Source organism: Collinsella aerofaciens (assembly GCF_040926405.1).
In the GTDB taxonomy this organism is placed as follows: Bacteria; Actinomycetota; Coriobacteriia; order Coriobacteriales; family Coriobacteriaceae; genus Collinsella.
This window is the reverse complement of record NZ_JBCOIG010000008.1, coordinates 59,429-77,608: the sequence shown is the minus strand read 5'-3', so window position 1 is coordinate 77,608 and position 18,180 is coordinate 59,429. Positions and strand designations below refer to the sequence as shown.

Annotated in this window: 18 protein-coding genes; 8 read left to right on the top strand and 10 right to left on the bottom strand. The window is 59.7% G+C overall.

Annotated elements, in window-relative coordinates; genetic code table 11:
* Positions 1-532: 532 nt before the first annotated feature.
* From AB5758_RS04700 to AB5758_RS04690, 3 genes are all read left to right on the top strand, one after another.
* The gene (locus AB5758_RS04700) at positions 533-1,423 is read left to right on the top strand and encodes a hypothetical protein (RefSeq protein WP_368141625.1); all 891 of its coding nucleotides are present in this window, start codon (positions 533-535) and stop codon (positions 1,421-1,423) included.
* Positions 1,424-1,486: 63 nt separating this feature from the next.
* Positions 1,487-2,104: an ATP-dependent Clp protease proteolytic subunit gene (locus tag AB5758_RS04695; RefSeq protein WP_022094432.1), complete on the top strand. Its 618-nt coding sequence runs from the start codon at positions 1,487-1,489 to the stop codon at positions 2,102-2,104.
* Complete coding sequence (locus AB5758_RS04690) at positions 2,097-3,401, top strand: VirD4-like conjugal transfer protein, CD1115 family (RefSeq protein ID WP_368141627.1); 1,305 nt, start codon at positions 2,097-2,099, stop codon at positions 3,399-3,401. Before AB5758_RS04695 ends, AB5758_RS04690 begins: the two co-directional genes overlap by 8 nt.
* 141 nt (positions 3,402-3,542) lie before the next feature.
* On the opposite strand, the gene pgi is transcribed toward AB5758_RS04690, so the two are convergent.
* Together pgi and AB5758_RS04680 are read right to left on the bottom strand one after the other, a co-directional pair.
* Positions 3,543-5,237 (bottom strand): glucose-6-phosphate isomerase, encoded by a 1,695-nt coding sequence (gene pgi / locus AB5758_RS04685; protein WP_117564424.1) that lies wholly within the window; start codon positions 5,235-5,237, stop codon positions 3,543-3,545.
* Between the two features lie 196 nt (positions 5,238-5,433).
* Complete coding sequence (locus tag AB5758_RS04680) at positions 5,434-6,009, bottom strand: iron-containing alcohol dehydrogenase (RefSeq protein ID WP_368155408.1); 576 nt, start codon at positions 6,007-6,009, stop codon at positions 5,434-5,436.
* 163 nt (positions 6,010-6,172) lie between these two features.
* Here AB5758_RS04680 and AB5758_RS04675 point away from each other — a divergent pair, with 163 nt between their 5' ends.
* Together AB5758_RS04675 and AB5758_RS04670 are read left to right on the top strand one after the other, a co-directional pair.
* The gene (locus AB5758_RS04675; protein WP_368141640.1) at positions 6,173-7,699 is read left to right on the top strand and encodes a Y-family DNA polymerase; all 1,527 of its coding nucleotides are present in this window, start codon (positions 6,173-6,175) and stop codon (positions 7,697-7,699) included.
* Positions 7,692-8,117 carry a hypothetical protein gene (locus AB5758_RS04670; protein WP_368141628.1) on the top strand — a complete coding sequence of 142 codons (426 nt, stop codon included), beginning with the start codon at positions 7,692-7,694 and terminating at the stop codon, positions 8,115-8,117. Before AB5758_RS04675 ends, AB5758_RS04670 begins: the two co-directional genes overlap by 8 nt.
* Positions 8,118-8,143: 26 nt before the next feature.
* Here the strand turns inward: AB5758_RS04670 and AB5758_RS04665 are convergent, their stop codons facing one another.
* Entirely contained in the window at positions 8,144-8,527 is a 384-nt protein-coding gene (locus tag AB5758_RS04665) for a heavy-metal-associated domain-containing protein (protein WP_368141630.1), read from the bottom strand.
* A 175-nt stretch (positions 8,528-8,702) separates the two neighbouring features.
* Here AB5758_RS04665 and AB5758_RS04660 point away from each other — a divergent pair, with 175 nt between their 5' ends.
* Together AB5758_RS04660 and AB5758_RS04655 are read left to right on the top strand one after the other, a co-directional pair.
* A complete protein-coding gene (locus AB5758_RS04660) occupies positions 8,703-9,407 on the top strand; it encodes a DUF3793 family protein (RefSeq protein ID WP_368141631.1) in 705 nt (234 codons plus the stop codon).
* 46 nt (positions 9,408-9,453) lie between these two features.
* The gene (locus AB5758_RS04655; protein WP_368141632.1) at positions 9,454-9,873 is read left to right on the top strand and encodes a flavodoxin; all 420 of its coding nucleotides are present in this window, start codon (positions 9,454-9,456) and stop codon (positions 9,871-9,873) included.
* 115 nt (positions 9,874-9,988) lie between these two features.
* On the opposite strand, the gene AB5758_RS04650 is transcribed toward AB5758_RS04655, so the two are convergent.
* The 6 genes from AB5758_RS04650 to AB5758_RS04625 all read right to left on the bottom strand — a co-directional run bounded on the left by AB5758_RS04650 (position 9,989) and on the right by AB5758_RS04625 (position 16,560).
* Positions 9,989-10,741, bottom strand: a complete 753-nt coding sequence (locus AB5758_RS04650; protein WP_117770154.1) for an amino acid ABC transporter ATP-binding protein — start codon at positions 10,739-10,741, stop codon at positions 9,989-9,991.
* Positions 10,742-10,753: 12 nt separating this feature from the next.
* Positions 10,754-12,115 (bottom strand): ABC transporter permease subunit, encoded by a 1,362-nt coding sequence (locus AB5758_RS04645; protein WP_368141634.1) that lies wholly within the window; start codon positions 12,113-12,115, stop codon positions 10,754-10,756.
* A 118-nt stretch (positions 12,116-12,233) separates the two neighbouring features.
* Positions 12,234-13,094 carry an ABC transporter substrate-binding protein gene (locus AB5758_RS04640; RefSeq protein WP_099431468.1) on the bottom strand — a complete coding sequence of 287 codons (861 nt, stop codon included), beginning with the start codon at positions 13,092-13,094 and terminating at the stop codon, positions 12,234-12,236.
* A gap of 147 nt (positions 13,095-13,241) precedes the next feature.
* On the bottom strand, positions 13,242-14,108 hold the full coding sequence (locus tag AB5758_RS04635) for a deoxyribonuclease IV (RefSeq protein ID WP_368137461.1): 867 nt from the start codon (positions 14,106-14,108) through the stop codon (positions 13,242-13,244).
* A gap of 151 nt (positions 14,109-14,259) precedes the next feature.
* On the bottom strand, positions 14,260-15,279 hold the full coding sequence (locus AB5758_RS04630) for a Gfo/Idh/MocA family protein (protein ID WP_368141636.1): 1,020 nt from the start codon (positions 15,277-15,279) through the stop codon (positions 14,260-14,262).
* A gap of 90 nt (positions 15,280-15,369) precedes the next feature.
* Positions 15,370-16,560 (bottom strand): aldo/keto reductase, encoded by a 1,191-nt coding sequence (locus tag AB5758_RS04625; protein WP_195624784.1) that lies wholly within the window; start codon positions 16,558-16,560, stop codon positions 15,370-15,372.
* Between the two features lie 325 nt (positions 16,561-16,885).
* On the opposite strand from AB5758_RS04625, the gene AB5758_RS04620 reads away from it, so the two are divergent.
* Entirely contained in the window at positions 16,886-17,800 is a 915-nt protein-coding gene (locus AB5758_RS04620) for a ketopantoate reductase family protein (protein WP_368152462.1), read from the top strand.
* Positions 17,801-17,909: 109 nt separating this feature from the next.
* On the opposite strand, the gene AB5758_RS04615 is transcribed toward AB5758_RS04620, so the two are convergent.
* Entirely contained in the window at positions 17,910-18,116 is a 207-nt protein-coding gene (locus AB5758_RS04615; RefSeq protein WP_368141896.1) for a hypothetical protein, read from the bottom strand.
* Positions 18,117-18,180 lie beyond the last annotated feature (64 nt).

Here is an 18,180-nt window from a genome sequence, read left to right as displayed (position 1 = left end):
CTTCTTTCCGGACATGCCGTCCTCCGATCTCCCGGGGCCGGCCGGCCCGGCCCTCAGGGTATCGGGTTCCCACATTCATCCGCACATGTGCGGATGAATGAGGGAGGTGTTCGGATAAAGTCGATAATCAAGGCCCATTTGAAACAAAGGCAAAAAAGTACTTGCAAAGACGCGTTCCGACATATAAGTTGATAAAAGACCGCCGTTGCGGTTTTAAGTAGATCGAGCATATGAAGTTTGAGTTTTAGCGTGTAAGAGAAGGAAGATCGGCAAAGTACAACCCCAAACGCAATGACAACTTAATGAGGTAACTGCCACATGTGAGGCACCCAGGGCATTGCTGTCTCGATTTTGAGCACGATGCCTTCCGCCTTGCATGGGCCGTTCCATCCCGCCCCTGCAGCAACTGTCTCACGGGCTCATTGAAAACCGCATAGCACCCCAACGTCAGCACATCACCCACGGCAAGCACATCACTCACGACAACCAACACATCAACAAACAGCACGAACATCAACCGATTGGAGAAGCTATGACAAACCACCGCGCTGAAGACGGCGATAAGAAAAGCATTCTGGATGCCCGCATTGAGCGAGCATATGCAAACGAATATGACGCCGCCTTTGCCGCCGCGACCATCAAGAACTACGCGTCGCTACCGCTCGCGACGATCTTGGCCGACCACCCTCAACTGCTGAAGCGCTGCACAAAGATCATGGGCGACCCCGACATTCGCAAGCTGACAGACCCCTATGCCCCAAAACGCGACAACGATTCGTACGTTCTTACCGTAGGCTGCCTAGCCCATATGCTTACGGCGCTCGACACGAAACTCAAGCTCGAATGGGAACCCGACGAGCGTCATGAACTCGAAAGCAAGCGGAACACCCTGCGCACCGCACTGCTCCTTCCGTTGGACGGCCTCAAGCGCTGCAACGTCGAGCTCAATACACAGGTGCTGCAAAAGCCCGGGACCACGGGGCAGAAAACTCCAAGACCCCATGCGGCCATCGTCGACCGCAACCGATATAACCGCATGACCGCGCACTTTTCCGCCGAGGGAGCAGCCATAAGGACGCTGATCGACCTGCTGTGCCTCCTGAACATCAACGAGCTATTTGAGGGCTATCTCGCCCTTGTTCCCGCGACGGCACCCAAGTCGGTAGCAAAGATCATCGAGACCTGCAGACGCCAGTTTGAGCGCCATCGCAATGGCAGCGAGATGAACGCCAGCATCGCGCAGTACTACGCGGCTCATTACAAAAATGACGGATGTGCCCCTATCGAGCATCAGCTGCGGCTCGCCTACACCACGCCCGTCGCAACGCTCCATCGCTTTGGAGCCCTTGGCGCTTGCGAGCCGCACGGACAGGCAGCCTGCCCCACAACCGAGCTCGATCTCAGGCTCGGACGAACCCTGTAGCCCGCCAGCCCCTCCGCGGGCAGCGACTCTATTCCACAACACCACCAACAGAAAGGAGTCCTCATGGACACCAATCATTCCCCCATCATCAGCCCCCTCACCATGCGTGAATCCGCCCGAGGTATCACGCTCACCAGCATTTACGATGAGATGCTCGCCCGTCGCGAGCTCTCCGTCATGGGAAACATCGAAACCCCGATGGCCCACGACCTATGCCAGCAGATCCGCCTGCTCGATGCCACCGACCCCAGCCGCCCCATCACCATATTTGTCGCCAGCGCCGGCGGAAGCGTGCGATCGGGTCTTGCGATCTATGACGCCATGCGCCTCGCATCGTGCCCCATCCGCACCGTCTGCCTGGAATTCGCCGCGTCCATGGGCGCCGTGATCTTTATGGGCGGCGACGATCGCCGTATGGCGCCCCATGCAGAGCTCATGATTCACGACCCGCTGATCCCCCAGGGGGCAGGTGGCTCGGCACTTGCGCTGCAGGAAACCAGCCGGCGTCTCATGCAGACCCGCAAGACCCTCACGCAAATCCTCTCGGACCGCAGCGGCCTCACGCCCAAGCGCATCCAGTCCCTCACTGCAAAAGACACCTACCTTTCGGCCGAGCGCGCCGTCGAGCTCGGCTTTGCCCACGAAATCCTCTCGACCACCAAGGAGGTCGCCCATGTCTAACCTCACCAGCCGCCTCGCCGCATCTGAGTCCGCATCGTCCACCATCCTCGCCAAGGATCGAACGCTTTCCTGCGACACCCGCCAAACGGGACTCAACAACAACGCACTTGTGATCGGCCCCTCGGGAGCCGGCAAGACCCGAAACGTCCTCAAGCCCAACCTGCTGCAAATGAACGCAAGCTACATCGTGCTCGACACCAAAGGTACGCTCTGTCGCGAAGTGGGACCCGTGCTGGCAGCCCACGGCTACCGCGTGCAATGTCTCAACTTCGCCGACCTCAACACCGTCCCGGCCCTTGCGCCCGGCATCGAGCGCTGCGGCTACAACCCCCTGAGGCACATTCGCCGCAAGGCGGACGGCAGGCCCAACCAGCAGGACATCCTCTCGGTGGCAAAGGCCATCTGCCCCATCGAGGACAACAACCAGCCTTTTTGGGATCATGCGGCGGCAAACCTGCTGTCGTGTCTTATCGCCTACGTCACCGAACAGCTACCCGCCGACGAGCAGACGATCAGCTCGGTCATCAAGCTGATCGAGCACCTGCAGGACGGTGCCACGGGTCGATTGTTTGACGACCTGATCACGATCGACCCCCAAAGCTATGCCCTCTCGCTATGGCGGCGCTACGCCATTACGCAAAATGCCGAGCGCATGCACGCGAGCATCGTCGGCATCCTTGCCGAAAAGGTCATGTGTCTGGGATTCGACGGTGCGGCACAGCTCTATCGTGAGTGCCATCAGGTGGACTTCGCTTCCATGGGACACACCCCCTGCGCCCTGTTTGTAACCGTGAGCGATATTGACCGCAATCTCGATCCGCTGACCGGCCTCTTTATTTCGCAGGCGTTTATGGGCCTCATTCGTGAGGCCGATAGGCAGCCCGACGGCAGCCTGCCCGTGCCCGTGCGCTTTATGCTCGATGACTTCGCAAATCTGCAGATCCCCCAGATCGACAACGTGCTCTCGATTATCCGAAGCCGCAACATCTGGGCAACGCTGCTGCTGCAGTCGACCAACCAGCTCGATGCGCTCTATGGCGAGGCACGCGCACGCTCCATCATGGGCAACTGCGACACGCATCTGGTGCTGGCGTTCCAGGATCCCGAGAGTGCCCGGGTGTTTTCCGACCGCGCCGACGCGCTGCCCAGCACGCTCATGGCGACGCCGATTGATCGCTCGTGGCTCTTTGTACGCGGTCGCACTCCCGAACAGGTCGAGCGCTTTAGGCTCGAAGACCATCCGCTCTACGGGGAGCTGCCCGAGGCGCAGCGAGGCCATGCGGAGGCCGAGCTCTAGACGCAGGGCCCTCGCAGCACGCGACGCTCCGGCGAAGATCCTTAAAGGCCGTGCGCCCCGGGGCCACGGCAAAGCAAAGGGGCCCGCATCCGATGGGATACGGGCCCCTGGCTATAAGGCACGATGCGTTAACAGCAGCGACTACTTACGATGCGCGCGATAGAACTCGATGAGCGCCTGGGTCGAAGCGTCCTGCTCGGCCTTGGCGGCGTCGTCGTGGAAGGCCGGGGTGATCTGCTTGGCAAGCTGCTTGCCCAGCTCGACGCCCCACTGGTCGTAGGAGTCGATGCCCCAGACCGTGCCCTCGACAAACGTGATGTGCTCGTACAGGGCGATGAGCTCGCCGAGCGCAAACGGGGTCAGCGTGTCGCCAAAGATCGAGGTCGTCGGACGGTTGCCCTCAAAGCAGCGGGCCGGGACGATCTGCTCGGGCGTGCCCTCGGCACGAACCTCATCGGCCGTCTTACCAAAGGCGAGCGCCTTGGTCTGGGCCAGGAAGTTGCCCAGGAACAGCTCGTGGACATCCTGGCCGCTGTCGGTCGCAGGGTTGGCGGTATTGGCGAAGGCGATGAAATCGGCCGGGACCACCACGGTGCCCTGGTGCAGCAGCTGGTAGAAGGCGTGCTGACCGTTGGTGCCGGGCTCGCCCCAGAAGATCTCACCGGTGTCGGAGGTCACGGCGCTGCCGTCCCAGCGGACATGCTTGCCGTTGGACTCCATGGTGAGCTGCTGCAGGTAGGCCGGGAAACGATGCAGGTACTGGCAGTACGGCAGCACGGCGTGGCTCTTGGAACCGAAGAAGTTGACGTACCAGACGTTGAGCAGGCCCATCAGCGCGACGGCGTTGTTCTCGAGCGGGGTATTGCAGAAGTACTCGTCGATGGCGTGGAAGCCCTCGAGGAACTGCTGGAAACGCTCGGGGCCGAGCACGACGATCAGCGACAGGCCCACGGCGGAGTCGACAGAATAGCGGCCGCCGACCCAGTTCCAGAAACCGAAGGCGTTGGCAGGGTCGATGCCGAAGGCCTCGACCTTCTCGAGCGCGGTGGAGACGGCGACGAAGTGCTTTGCCACGGCCTCGGCGTTCTGCTCATCGGAGCCGTCGATGGCGCCCTGAGCCTTGAGCTGCTCGAGCATCCAGGTCTTGACCTCGCGAGCGTTGGTGAGGGTCTCGAGCGTGGTGAAGGTCTTGGAGACGATGATCACGAGCGTGGTCTCGGGGTCCAAACCCTTAAGCTTCTCGGCCTGGTCGTTGGGATCGATGTTGGAGATGTAGCGGCAGTCGATACCGGCGTCAGCATAGGGACGCAGAGCCTCGTAAGCCATGACCGGGCCCAGATCGGAGCCGCCGATGCCGATGGACACCAGGTGCTCGATCTTCTTGCCGGTAACGCCCTTCCACTCACCGGAGCGCACGCGCTCGGCGAAGGCATACATGCGGTCGAGGACCTCGTGCACGTCGGCGACGACGTCCTGGCCGTCGACAATGAGCTGGCCCTTCTCGCTTGCCGGGCGACGAAGCGCGGTGTGCAGGACGGCGCGGTCCTCGGTGGTGTTGATGTGCTCGCCGGAGAACATGGCGTCGCGGCGCTCCTCGAGCTTCACCTCGCGGGCAAGATCGCACAGCAGCTTGACGGTCTCATCGGTCACCAGGTTCTTGGACAGATCGAAGTGCAGGTCGCCGGCATCAAAGCTCAGCTTGTTCACGCGCTCCGCATCGGCAGCGAACCATGCCTTAAGGTCGATACCCTCGGCCTCGAGCTTCTCCTGATGGGCCTCGAGCGCCTTCCAAGCGGCGGTCGACGTAGCGTCGATAGGTGCGGCAACAGTTGCCATAGAGTCCTCCTCAGCATACGGGCGCACGCCTCCATGCGCCCGGACATTCAGATGCCACTATTCTAGCGCAGGTCAAGACTACAATCAGCGAGCGTTGCTAATCCGCCCCCAAACGGCAGCCGATCAAAAAGGGACAGGCTTATTTTGGCAGGTCAAACGCTTTACCAACCAAAAACCCGTCCTTTTATGGCAAATATTAGGCCGCAGCGCAGACGCTACCGAGCAACTCACGCAGAGGAGACCCGATGCCCTCCAGCAGTTCGGGCGCGATAATGGCAAAAACGGGAACCTCGCCGGTGCCCACGACGGCAGGCACCTTGCCCTCCGAGACAATGCATCCATAAGGCACAAAGCCGTCTTCGCCGGCATCGAGCGCCGCCATGCGACGCGCGAGCTCGCGCGCAAAGCCAGCAGTATCGGCATCGCCAATCGCCAGGACAAAGTCCACGCCTTCGTCGGTCGCCAGGGCCACGGCTTCGTCGATCAGCTCGTCTCCCCCGTCGCCCTCAAACGAGCCGCAGCGGAAAAGCACACGCTCGAGTAGGGCTCGATCAAGCGAGCCAAGTGCCGCCGAGACAAGCTCATCGCGCGTATGCTTGTCACCGCCCAGCACAACCAGCGCCTTGGTGCCTCCGTAGTGAGCGACCAATCGTCCGCACCAGCGAGCCACGTCTCCATCCGCAACAAGGCGCGTCGGCATACCGAACCCATAATTGACCATCTTTTCCACAACCTTTCCATGCGTATAGGCGGTATCAATCGTTAGGCCCATGCTACGAAGCGAGGTTTTCCGAGCTGTTTCGCACTCTTTAGAGCTGCGTTAAAACCCAATCCAACCGCACGACCATACCTACCAAAACAAACCAGTCCCTTTTTGACAGGTTTTGACGGTGTCCGGTCGAGCGGGTATTATCGAACAGGTATTCGATAAGAACATGTGTTTGATGGGAGGACGCGTGGCGCACGAGCAGCACACCTACATCTGCATCGACCTCAAGACGTTTTATGCCAGCGTCGAGTGCGTGGACCGCGGGCTCGATCCACTCACCACCAACCTGGTCGTTGCCGACGAATCACGCGGACGCACGACCATCTGCCTCGCCATCACACAGGCCATGAAGGACCTCGGGATACGCAATCGCTGCCGTCTGTTCGAAATTCCCGATGGCATCGACTACATCACGGCCGTACCGCGCATGCAGCATTACATGGAGGTGTCGGCGAAAATCTACGGTATCTATCTGGAATACGTCAGCCCCCAGGACGTGCACGTCTACTCCATCGATGAGTGCTTTATCGACGTGACGCCCTATCTGGACCTCTATCACACCGATGCGGAAGGGTTCGCCTGCACGCTGCGCGACGAGGTCCTCGCGCGCACCGGCATCACGGCGACGGTCGGCATCGGCCCCAACCTATTCCAGGCCAAGGTAGCGCTCGACATTACCGCCAAGCACGTACCCAGCCGCATCGGCATACTCGACGACGAGACCTTTCGCAAGGAGATCTGGCCCCATCGTCCCATCACCGATATCTGGGGCATCGGTCCCGGCGTGGCAGCCCGCCTCGAGAAATACGGCGTCTACGATCTGATGGGCGTCGCGGCGCTCGACGAAAACCTGCTTTACGACGAGCTCGGCGTCAATGCCGAATATCTCATCGACCATGCCTTCGGGCGCGAGCCGACAACCATCGCCGATATCCAAGCCTATCGCCCGCAAGCAACTTCGACCACCACAGGACAGGTACTCTCGAAGGGTTATGCCTACGAACAGGCCTATACCGTCTTGCGCGAGATGGTCGACAACGCCGTTTTAGACTTGGTCGATAAGCACGTGGTCTGCGACAGCATCTCGCTCTTTGTGGGCTACGCGAGCGAACGCGCCGACATACGCCGCCTCGACGCCAGCGGTACAGCGCAGTATGTGGACGGATGCGGGCACCTGCGCTCGAGCACATCGAGTATCGAACCCACCGCAACCGCCGGCCCCGAGCTCGCGCCCCGTGCGCCCAAGCCCGTCCAGCGCGATGACGAACGGCGTCGCCTGGTGCGCGAAGCGCAGGCAATCGATGGCATCTTTGTGGGAGAGCATGGCGGCAAACCGCGCGGTGGCTATGCCGCACTCTTTGCGCACTCCAACGCCTCGCGAAAGCTGCCCGAGCGTACCAATTCGTTCAAGAAGATCATGGGCTATTTCGATGAGCTCTGGGCGCAGACTGTCGATCCCAAACGACCGGTCAAGCGCATCAATCTGGGATTTGGCAACCTCATGCCCGAGGAATTTGCCACCATCGATCTGTTCAGCGATATCGAGGCCGATGAGCGCGAGCGCGACCTGGCACGCGCCGTGCTGGCCGTGAAAGGCAAATACGGCAAGAACGCGCTGGTTAAGGGGCTGAGCTTTACCGCCGGCGCCACCGCGCGCGAACGCAACGATCAGGTAGGAGGACATCGTGCCTAAGTCCCAACAACAGCCGATGCGACCACCGACACCTTTTGAACGCCTAGCGGACCCCGAGGGAAGACGTCGCTCCGCCGACCCAAAGCTCACCGCCAACGGCACCGTCCGTGCCGGCCGTGCCGCGCAGTTTATGCCCTTTGCCGCCCTCACGGGATACTACGAGCTCGTGCGCAAGCAGGAAATCACCGCCGAGCCAAAATGCGAACTCACAGAAGAAAAAGCCCTCGTGCTTTCTAAAAAACTCGAGGGTCTCAAACGTGGCGACTTGGTTCGTGTCACCTATTACGATACATACGGCTATCGCAGCCGCACCGGCATCCTCGACGAGGCGCTCCCCGCCTTCAAGCTCCTCAAGCTCCGAGACATCGCCATCGACTTCGACGACATCCAAGACATCGAACTGCGCGGACGAGCCTAGCCAAGGAAGCGCATCCAGAGCGACGCTTACAGCGTCATGACGTAGTAGCCCGCGTCTTTCACGGCCGTCTCGAGGACATCACGATCCACCGGCTGCTTAGAGCGCACGCGTGCCGTGTGGTCCGCGTACGTTACCGTAGCCCACACGCCATCAAGCGCATTGAGGGCATTCGTCACATTCCGGGCGCAGCCGTCACTGCTCATGCCGCCGATGAGCAGCTCATCGCTATAGGGATAGTGTGATGCATCGGTATCCACCACAACAACCTTTTTGGCCTTCTTGCCGCTCGCACCATCGCTGCAACAACTCTTCCCGTGTGTCGAAGCGGCAATGCGACGCAGTCCAAAAAACATGCCGACGGCAATGACGGCCAGCACGATGAGATTCGCAGGGCTGAGCAAGTCACTCATGCGTTCCCCTTTCAAGTAGCCCTATCTAGATACCCCCATGGGGTGTCCCCATCTTAACCCAAAATCATGTCTGTTCGGTCAATTAGTTTCCCTCTTCAAACTTTTTTGTTGACCATGGCTTACTTTCGTGTATAAGTTTTCCTAGGCTAACAACTGAGGACCCGAAAGGGGCATCGTGACTCGAACCATTGACATCCCAACATACCAAACGGCTGTCGTGCGCAACTGCTCCCCTACGCTCGCAGGTATCAAGCCGGCTTCGCTCTTTACCTATCCCGGCGTTTACGCCAGCCAAAACGGAAAACCCAGCGCCGCCCATATCGAAGAGCGACGCTCTCGCCTGCTCGCCGTCATAGCCCAATGCAACTGCGAGCTCCAGCCACTCGGGATCCATATGAGCGTTTTGGTCTGGCGCCCCTGCGGAGCGCTCATCTATGTGTACCGCCCTGCAGACCTCATGCGATACCTCTCCGACCCCCGCGCCACGACGGCGCTTGCCGCCGAAGGTTACGATGTCCACAACCTGCCCGCGTCCCTGGTGCATCTCGCCGCGCGCATCACGCTGGCAAGCAGCAATGCCGCAGAGAGTGCCTATGACGGCAGCGTCTGCGCGCTCGCGCGAAATAGGCACTGCGATACGGGGTGCATGTGCGAGTTCCCCCACGAAATTGGCTATTTTTTGGGCTATCCCTACGAAGATGTCCATCAGTTTATCGTCCAGCACGGCGAAAACTATAAGGTCTTTGGCGCATGGAAGGTATACACAAACGTTGAGCAGGCGCTCACGACCTTCGATTCCTATCGCGCATGCACGCAATACCTTACCTACATCTATCAACAGGGCTGCACTCTGGGACAACTTGTCCAGGCAACCCGATAGAGCATACAAAACGCGGCCGCACGCCGCACAACCGAAAGGAAGACATATGAGCAAGATCGCAGTCGTCTACTGGAGCGGTACAGGCAACACCGAGGCCATGGCAAACTTCGTTGCCGAGGGCGCAACCGGTGCCGGCGCCGAGGCAGAGGTCATCTCCTGCGCCGACTTCTCTGCCGACAAGGTCGCCGAATATGATGCCTTCGCCTTCGGCTGCCCCGCCATGGGTTCCGAGGAGCTTGAATACGATGAGTTCCAGCCCATGTGGGATGAGGTCAAGGAGACCCTCGGCGACAAGAAGGTCGTCCTCTTTGGCTCTTATTCGTGGGCCGAGGGCGAATGGATGGACAACTGGAAGGCGGACGCCGACGAGGCGGGCGTCAACGTCGTGGACTCCACCATCTGCTACGACGCGCCCGACGACGAGGGCGAGACCGCTTGCAAGGCCCTCGGAGCCGAGCTCGTGTAACGAACCCAGGGCCTCCAAGAGAGCCTGCATCAAAGCGCATCCCCATCCCTACAAAAGAGCGGGGCTGGATTCAAGTCCAGCCCCGCTCTTTTGTAACGGCAGTTACATCAACCGGCTACGAGATATTGCCCAAGAACGCCTTGGTGCGCTCGCTCTTGGGGTGGTCGAAGACCTCGCTCGGCGTACCCTCTTCTACAATGACGCCGCCGTCCATAAAGACGACGCGGTCGGCGACATCGCGGGCAAAGCCCATCTCGTGCGTCACGACGATCATGGTCATACCGTCGTGCGCCAGGTCGCGCATGACGCCCAGGACGTCGCGCACGAGCTCAGGGTCGAGCGCCGAGGTGGCCTCGTCAAAGAGCATGACGTGCGGGTTCATCGACAGGGCGCGGGCGATGGCAACGCGCTGCTGCTGGCCGCCCGAAAGCTGACTCGGCATAAAATCGATGCGCTCGGCAAGACCGACCTTGGTCAGCTCCTCGACGGCGATCTTCTCGGCCTCTTCCTTGCTGCGCTTGAGCACCTTTTGTTGCGCAAGCATGACGTTCTTTTTGACCGACAAGTGCGGGAACAGGTTGAACTGCTGAAAGACCATGCCCAGGTGCGTACGCACTTTGTTGAGGTCGACACCCTTGGCGCACACATCCACGCCCTCAACGATAATCGAGCCGCTCGTGGGATGCTCCAGACGATTGATGCAGCGAAGCATCGTCGACTTGCCCGAGCCCGAGGGGCCCAAGACCACAACGACCTCACCCTTGTGCACATCCAGATCGATATCGCGCAGGACCACGTTGTCGCCAAAGGCCTTCTGGAGGTTCTTGATACTGACGACGACCTCGTTCGAGTTATTGGTTTCGCTCATGATAGGACCTCCTTACAGACCGGCGATGTGATCGGCGGGCGTCGCGACAACCTGTCCGGCGCTCTTGGCGGGACGCTTCTTCTTGGTCTCGGCCGTGCCCAAAAGCTTCGCCTCAAGACCGCTCACCGAGCGAGCGAGCGGCAGGGTGATGACCAGATAGAACAGGGCGGCAACCACGTACGGTGTAATGGAGCCCGTCGTGGCCACGATGGTACGGGCGTTCATGACGATCTCGACCACACCCACGGCGGCAAGCAGCGACGTATCCTTGTAAAGCAAGATAAACTCGCTGGTCAGCGTAGGCAGGACATTACGGAACGTCTGCGGAATCATGACATAGAGCAGCGTCTGGAACGCGTTCATGCCCAGCGAACGCGCAGCCTCGTTTTGGCCCTTGGGGATCGACTGAATACCGGCGCGGAAGATCTCACACAGATAGGCAGACGAATTCATGGCCATGACGATAACGCCCAAGACATAGTCGTCCACCTTGACGCCGGCCAACGGCAGACCGAAGAACGCGATATAGATCTGCAGGAACGCCGGCGTACCGCGGATGATATTCACATAGATGCCGGCAAGGCAACGCAGGATGCGCGACTTGGATATGCGCATGAGCGACAGGGCAAAGCCAAAGGGAATTGCCAGCGGAAACGCCACAAGCACGATCGAGAGCGACATAAGGAAGCCCTTAAAGACGATCGGCAGGCTTTGGACCAAAATGACCGGGTTCAAGAACAGGCGCAGGAACATATTGGAGTTCCAGGCCTCGACCCACGGCTGCTCCTTAAGATCGGCCAGGAAGTTATCGAAGGCCGTCACGCCCTTGATCTCGACGGAAGGAATTTTTGAAATCTTCTTGGTCGAACCGTCGGCGAGCGTATAGGTGCCGCTAAAGGCCTCATCGCCGCCCTCGACGGGGAAGGTCACGCCGTAAACCTCGACACGGAAAAAGCCGCCGGCAGGCGCCGTCTCGCCAAAGTCGATCTTGAGCGTCTGGCCGTCAGCCTTGCACGTGGGCTTCATGGGCGTACGATCCATGAGGTCCTCGCCCGAGAGCATCGTCAATCGCGTGTCATCGGTACCAAACGTCGTGCCGTCGACAAACGTCAGCGAAAGACCGCTCAGCTCCTCGTCGGCATCGGCCTGAACTTCCCAAGTGATGCGCGTCTCGGTGCCGCCGACCACATCGCTACCCGAACCGGTATTGGGTCGGGCGGTAATCTTTGCGGTCTCAAGCGCCTGGGCGGTCGTGGGCACGCAGGCCCCCGCGCATACCAGGGCGAGCGCCACAGCCAGGGCACAGGCCAGCTTTTGGAGCATCGAGGGCAGTGGAAAACGCTGCTCCGCAGCCCCTTTGTTCAGTCGAGACAAGGTGGCTCCTATCGTAGAAGTTGCCGGCAAAACGAGACGGAAACGCTCTCCGTCAAGAGAAGCGCAAAGGCCCTTTCCGCCAAAACGGAAAGGGCCCGCGCGCAATCAAGTAGTTATTTTACTTGATATTGTACTTAGCCATGAGGGCGTCGACGGTACCGTCGTCGGTCAGGTCCTTGATAGCCTGGTTGATGTCGTCCTTGAGCTTGGTGTTGCCCTGGTTGATGGCGATGGCGTACTCCTCGCCGGTGCTGATCTGCTTGATGGTCTGGCAGGTGTTGAACTGCTCGGCGGTCAGCTGGCTCGCAACGGAGCGGTTGGTGACTACGGCGTCGCCCTTATCGGACTGCAGGGCGCTGAAGCACTCGGTGGCGTCCTTGTAGGGGACGATCTTGGCCTTGGGGAAGTTCTCCTGGGCAAAGGCCTCGGCGGTCGAGCCAGACTGGACGATGATGGTAGCGTCGGCGTTGTTGAGCTTCTCGCTGTAGTTGTCGGCCGTGATGTCGGTGTTATCGACCTTGGTCACGATAGCCTGATCGTCCATGTAGTAGGAATCAGAGAAAGTGACTTCCTTCTCACGCTCGGGCGTGTCGGTGATAGCCGCGATGGAAACGTCATACTTGGCGCCCGAAGCGACGCCCGGAACCAGCGTGTCAAAGTCATTGTTGACGTACTCGACATCCAGACCCAGCTTGTCACCGATAGCCTTGATGAGCTCAAGGTCAAAGCCCTGGTAGTCGCCGTTGTCATCCTTGTACTCAAACGGCGCGTACTCGGCAGAGGTGCCGACGGTCAGCGTGCCGTCCTTGACGAGCGCGTACTCCTTGGAGCCGTCGACCTTCTCGACCTTAGCGTCGTCAGAGCTGCTGGAACCGGCATCAGAACCAGAGGTGGCGTTGGACGAACCGCAGCCCGTCAGAGCAAGGGCGAGTGCCATAGCACCCGTGGCGGCAAATGCGCCAAGCTTCTTCAGCTTCATAATCAGTCTCCTTCCGGTGACCTCGTTTGATTCAGAGGTCTGCAAAAACTGTTGGCTATTATGCACCCGGAATTACGAATCTGCAATGAGAAAACTGATTGAAACAAACCCATAACGTGAATGGAATACTCTACTTTGTGACAGTCATTACTGCTGCAATGACCTTAATAGTCTAATTTCAGCTGCATAACCTGCAAGTTCGTTCGGAGTCTCCAAAATAAACGGCAGCGAACGCAAGTGGCCATTCGATACAATATTCTGCATAGCCTGCATACCGCCGCCAAACTCTTCACTACCCAGATAGCCTTTACCGATGCATTCGTGGCGGTCCTTATGGGCGCCACAAGGGTTCTTCGAATCGTTGATGTGTACGGCATGCAAGCGATCGATACCCACCACGCGGTCGAACTCGTCGAGTACGCCGTCCAGATCATGGATGATGTCGTAGCCGGCATCGCTCACATGGCAGGTGTCCAAACAAACGCCCAGCTTATCGGACAGCTCTGGGCACTTGGCGGCAACGCCCTCGATAATGCACGCCAGCTCCTCAAAGCTGCGGCCCACCTCGGTACCCTTGCCGGCCATGGTCTCGAGCAGCACCGTCGTCTGCTGGCCCTCAAACATCACCTGGCACAGGGTGTCGACAATCATCTGAATGCCGGCGTCGGAGCCCTGCCCCACATGCGCACCGGGATGGAAGTTGTAGTAGTTGCCGGGCAGCGCCTCCATGCGCCGCAGGTCCTCTGCCATGGCCTCCAGGGCAAACTCGCGCGCCCGCTCTTTGGCTGAGCAGGGGTTATAGGTATACGGGGCATGAGCCACGAGCGGGCCAAAGTCGTTTTGCTCCATAAGCTCGCGCAGGGCCGCCACGTCATCCATGTCAAGGTCTTTCGCCTTGCCGCCGCGCGGGTTGCGCGTAAAGAATGCAAAGGTATTGGCGCCAATGGACAACGCTGTCTCCCCCATTGCCCGATAGCCCTTCGTCGTCGAAAGATGGCACCCGATCGTCAGCATCTCCAGCTCCCTCCTCATCAGTTGCGGAAAAATACGGTCTATTGGTGCCTTATTTTGCGCAAACAGACCGTATTCCACCGCAAGTTATAAAAGGGGCATCAAGAGCAAAGGCCTCCAGGCATTCCAAGCGCTGGCGCCATGCCCCCACGCCCTAAAGTTTCAAGCGAATCGCATCGATGATGTGCGCACAGCGCTGTGTGGCGGCTAGGCACATGATGGGGCTTTCGAGTTTCCCCGCCTGAATGAGCTGCGTCGCATGCGACGCCTCACCGTAAAAATCATCGACTTCAAATGGTGCATCGATTTCGAGTACTCGACCGTCGGAATACTTCACATGAGCGAGCTCGGGGCGATGGAGCCGCTCGATTTCCAACGAGCCCCGCTCACAGGCAATCGTTAAGCGGCTTTCATATGTTGCTTCGCCGTCGCACACCATATGAATGGGTATACCGCCGACGCTCATATGGATCTCGTCGGCCCAATCGACGCGACCGCCCGATACGTCACGCCAGCGAACTTCACGGGACGAAACCTCGCAAGCGCCCGCGAGCAAATCCTCAAACCAACCGACCGCATAGCAGCCCATGTCATATAGACAGCCGCCCTGCAACGGATCAAGCAGATAGCCCGAAGGAGACTCGCCGTAATCGAGCTTTTGCACGCTTTCAATCGAGACAATACGGCCAAGCTCACCCGACGCAAACAAGTCCTTCACGCGAGTGCGCATCGGGCAAAACCGATTCTTCATCGCCTCCATAAACAGCACGCCGCACTCGCGAGAGGTGGAGGCAATCGAGAAAGCCTCTTCCTCACTCAAAACGGCCGGCTTTTCGCACAGCACGGCCTTTCCGGCACGCAGCGCGCGACAGGCCCAACGCGTATGCATGCCATGCGGAAGAGCCAAGTAGATTGCGTCGACATCGGGGTCGGCAATCAGCGCGTCATAAGCCGCATCGCCGTTATCGTCGACCGAGGCATAGCCATGGGCAGCATCGATCGAAAACGCTTGGCAAAATTCCTCGACATGTGCAGGAGTGCGGCCGGCCGCAGTCACCAGCCGTGCCCCGTCGACCTTCTTGAGCGACGAAGCAAATCGATGAGAGATGTGTCCAGCGCCCAAAACGCCCCAACAAACCTCACGCAAATCATCACATGAATCCCGATGACCCACGACAGCCCCCTTCAGTTGCGGTGAAATAGTTCCTGTTTGGCCCCTATTCTGCCGCAAACAGGAACTATTCCACCGCAAGTTATAAAAGGGTCATGAGGAGCGCGTTTTGCCGAAGGCCTTAAGCACCGCCGTCACGGGACCAGGCTGGAAACGTCGGCGCACATCGTCGAGACGCTCGGGAATATCGATGTGCTGTGGGCAGTGGCGCGCGCATTTGCCGCACTTGACGCAATTGCTCACGAGCTTGGGCTCGCTCGTGCGCACCGCACTCGCCGTAAAGTATTGCGACAGCCCCGTAAACCAGCTGTGCGCATAGCTCGCGTTGTAGGCGGCAAAGCAGCCGGGAATGTTGATACCCTTGGGGCATGGCATGCAGTAGCCGCATCCCGTGCAGGGCACACGGTTCGATTTCTCAAACTCCATCAACACGCGCGCAATCGTGTCGAGCTGGTTGGCAGTCATCGAATTCGGCAACGCGAGGTCTGCCAGTGACGAATTCTCATCCACCTGCGCGATATCGGTCATACCCGAAAGCAGCATCGTCACCTGAGGATGATTCCACACCCACGAAAGACCCCAGGCGGCAGGAGTGCGCAAATGCGGGTCACGGGCACTATCGAGGACAGCGCGGGCCCGTGGCGGCAGCTTGCCCGCTAAACGCCCGCCCAGCAGCGGCTCCATCACAAACACCGCGAGCCCGCGCTCCGCAGCCGCCATGAGTCCTGCCGTTCCCGCTTGGTAACGCTCGCCGGCATAGTTGTACTGTATCTGGCAAAAATCCCAGTCATATGCGTCAAGCATCGTCAGGAAATCCACCGCGCTGCCGTGGTACGAAAAACCAATCTGGCGAATGCGCCCCGCCGCCTTTTGACACGCGATCCAGTCCTCAATGCCCAACGCCACCACACGTTCCCACTGGGCGGGCGAGGTAATGTTATGCATGAGGTAATAGTCGATATGGTCGGTCCGCAGGCGCCGCAGTTGCTCATCGAAGAACCGGTCGAAATCCTCCGCGCACTTGCACGAAGCATGCGGCAACTTGGTCGCCAGCAACACCCGGTCACGCAGCCCCAAGCGCTCAAGCGAGGCGCCCACGCACGCCTCGTTACCGGGATAGAGATACGCGGTGTCCAGATAATTAATCCCCTGCTCCACCGCACGGGAAATGATGGCATCGGCTGTCTTCGCATCCGGACGTCCCGGCGCACCGGGAAACCTCATGCAGCCCAGACCCAACGCCGAGATACGGTTGCCGCTTTTGGGGTCAACGCGATATTGCACGGCCCCTCCCTTCGCCATCAGCGCCCCGGCAAGGCGAAACACAATGGTCACGCAGCCGAAACATCGTGGAATCGCAATCGAGAACGTATCGTAACGCAGCAGAAATCGAGCTGTCACGGCACCGCTTTAACATCAGCAAAAAGCCCGATGAAAGGAGCCGGGCATGACCACGCGCATGTCTTTGCGGTCTGCCCTGCAGCGTAGCGTCCAGGCAAACGTTTCTTTTTTATAACAGCCGCCCCGCGCACCCACCAATCACCCTGGCAGCATACAATCCATCAGGCGCCCCTTACGCGGGCGCCTTTTACATGGGGAGATGATTCACATGCAGATCAACAAGGTCGCCTTTATCGGCAAGGGCGGCGTCGGCCTGCTCTACGGCAGCATGATCGCCCGGGCGCTCGGCAACGACGCCGTCGAATACATCATGGATGACACCCGTTTTGAGCGTCACGCGGGCGATGCGCTCACTGTCAACGGCAAGCCCTGCGATCTCACGTCCGTCCGCGCCAGCGAGGCGACGCCCGCCGATCTGGTCATCCTGACAGTCAAGACCACCGGTCTCGACCAAGCACTCAAGACTATGGAGCGCGTCGTGGGACCCAACACGCTCATCGCCTCGCTATGCAACGGCATTACGAGCGAGCAAAAGATTGCCGAACGCTTTGGCTGGGAGCATACCGTTCTTGGTATCTGCCAGGGCATGGACGCCGTGTTCCTCAACGGCGCGCTCACCTTTACCAATGCGGGCGAGATCCGCTTTGGCGCGGCGGCCGGCACGGACCCCGCGACCGTCGCCGCTATCGACGGGCTCTACACGCGCTGCGGCATCGCCCATACCGTCGAGCGCGATATTGCGCACCGCATGTGGGCCAAACTCATGCTCAACGACGGCATCAACCAGACCTGCATGGCCTACGACGGGACCTACGGAAGCGCCACGGAGCCGGGCTCCGAGCAGCGCCGCTGTTTTGTCTCCGCCATGCGCGAGACGCTTGCGGTTGCCAACGCCGAGGGCGTTGAGCTGACCGAAGCAGACCTGACGCAAATGGTGCACCTCATCGAGGGAATCGACCCCGCCGGTATGCCCTCAATGGCTCAGGACCGCATCGCGCAGCGCAAAACAGAGGTCGAGGAGTTCGCGGGCACCGTCCGCCGCCTCGCGGCCAAGCACGATATCCAGGTTCCGCAGAACGAATGGCTCTATCAGCGCATTCGCGATATCGAGAAAAGCTGGTAGCGCCAACGCGCCGCATTCAACAGCCTTAACAGCAAAACCGCCGCAAGGGAACCTTTCCCCTGCGGCGGCCTTCATCTTCGTCTATGACCGGCGGTCAATCTCACAACAGCTAGCGTTGCGACTCCGGAACCTCGTCCTCATCGTCGCGACAAAGGACAACACCGGCGCTTCCCAGCAGCGTGTCCGCGATCAGCACGCCGACCACGATAGGAGCAGCCCCGCATGTCCCCTGCATGCCCGCGACGAGCGCGGCCGTGGGACCAAGGCAGCCAAGCATCAACGCGACGGCGGCAACGGTAATATCTCGAGCATTCACAAGACCACTTCCTCCAAGAGAAAGACCTTATTTCTCAAGAACCAGTGTGCTCCGCATCCATTCG

Excerpts from the sequence above, each read along its gene's own strand:
- AB5758_RS04665 (WP_368141630.1), bottom strand. The coding sequence starts at position 8,527 with ATGAGTGACTTGCTCAGCCCTGCGAATCTCATCGTGCTGGCCGTCATT.
- AB5758_RS04635 (WP_368137461.1), bottom strand. The coding sequence starts at position 14,108 with ATGCTGACGATCGGGTGCCATCTTTCGACGACGAAGGGCTATCGGGCA.
- AB5758_RS04640 (WP_099431468.1), bottom strand. The coding sequence starts at position 13,094 with ATGAAGCTGAAGAAGCTTGGCGCATTTGCCGCCACGGGTGCTATGGCA.
- AB5758_RS04650 (WP_117770154.1), bottom strand. The coding sequence starts at position 10,741 with ATGAGCGAAACCAATAACTCGAACGAGGTCGTCGTCAGTATCAAGAAC.
- AB5758_RS04690 (WP_368141627.1), top strand. The coding sequence starts at position 2,097 with ATGTCTAACCTCACCAGCCGCCTCGCCGCATCTGAGTCCGCATCGTCC.
- AB5758_RS04675 (WP_368141640.1), top strand. The coding sequence starts at position 6,173 with ATGTGTTTGATGGGAGGACGCGTGGCGCACGAGCAGCACACCTACATC.
- AB5758_RS04680 (WP_368155408.1), bottom strand. The coding sequence starts at position 6,009 with ATGGGCCTAACGATTGATACCGCCTATACGCATGGAAAGGTTGTGGAA.
- AB5758_RS04655 (WP_368141632.1), top strand. The coding sequence starts at position 9,454 with ATGAGCAAGATCGCAGTCGTCTACTGGAGCGGTACAGGCAACACCGAG.
- AB5758_RS04620 (WP_368152462.1), top strand. The coding sequence starts at position 16,886 with ATGCAGATCAACAAGGTCGCCTTTATCGGCAAGGGCGGCGTCGGCCTG.
- AB5758_RS04700 (WP_368141625.1), top strand. The coding sequence starts at position 533 with ATGACAAACCACCGCGCTGAAGACGGCGATAAGAAAAGCATTCTGGAT.
- pgi (WP_117564424.1), bottom strand. The coding sequence starts at position 5,237 with ATGGCAACTGTTGCCGCACCTATCGACGCTACGTCGACCGCCGCTTGG.
- AB5758_RS04695 (WP_022094432.1), top strand. The coding sequence starts at position 1,487 with ATGGACACCAATCATTCCCCCATCATCAGCCCCCTCACCATGCGTGAA.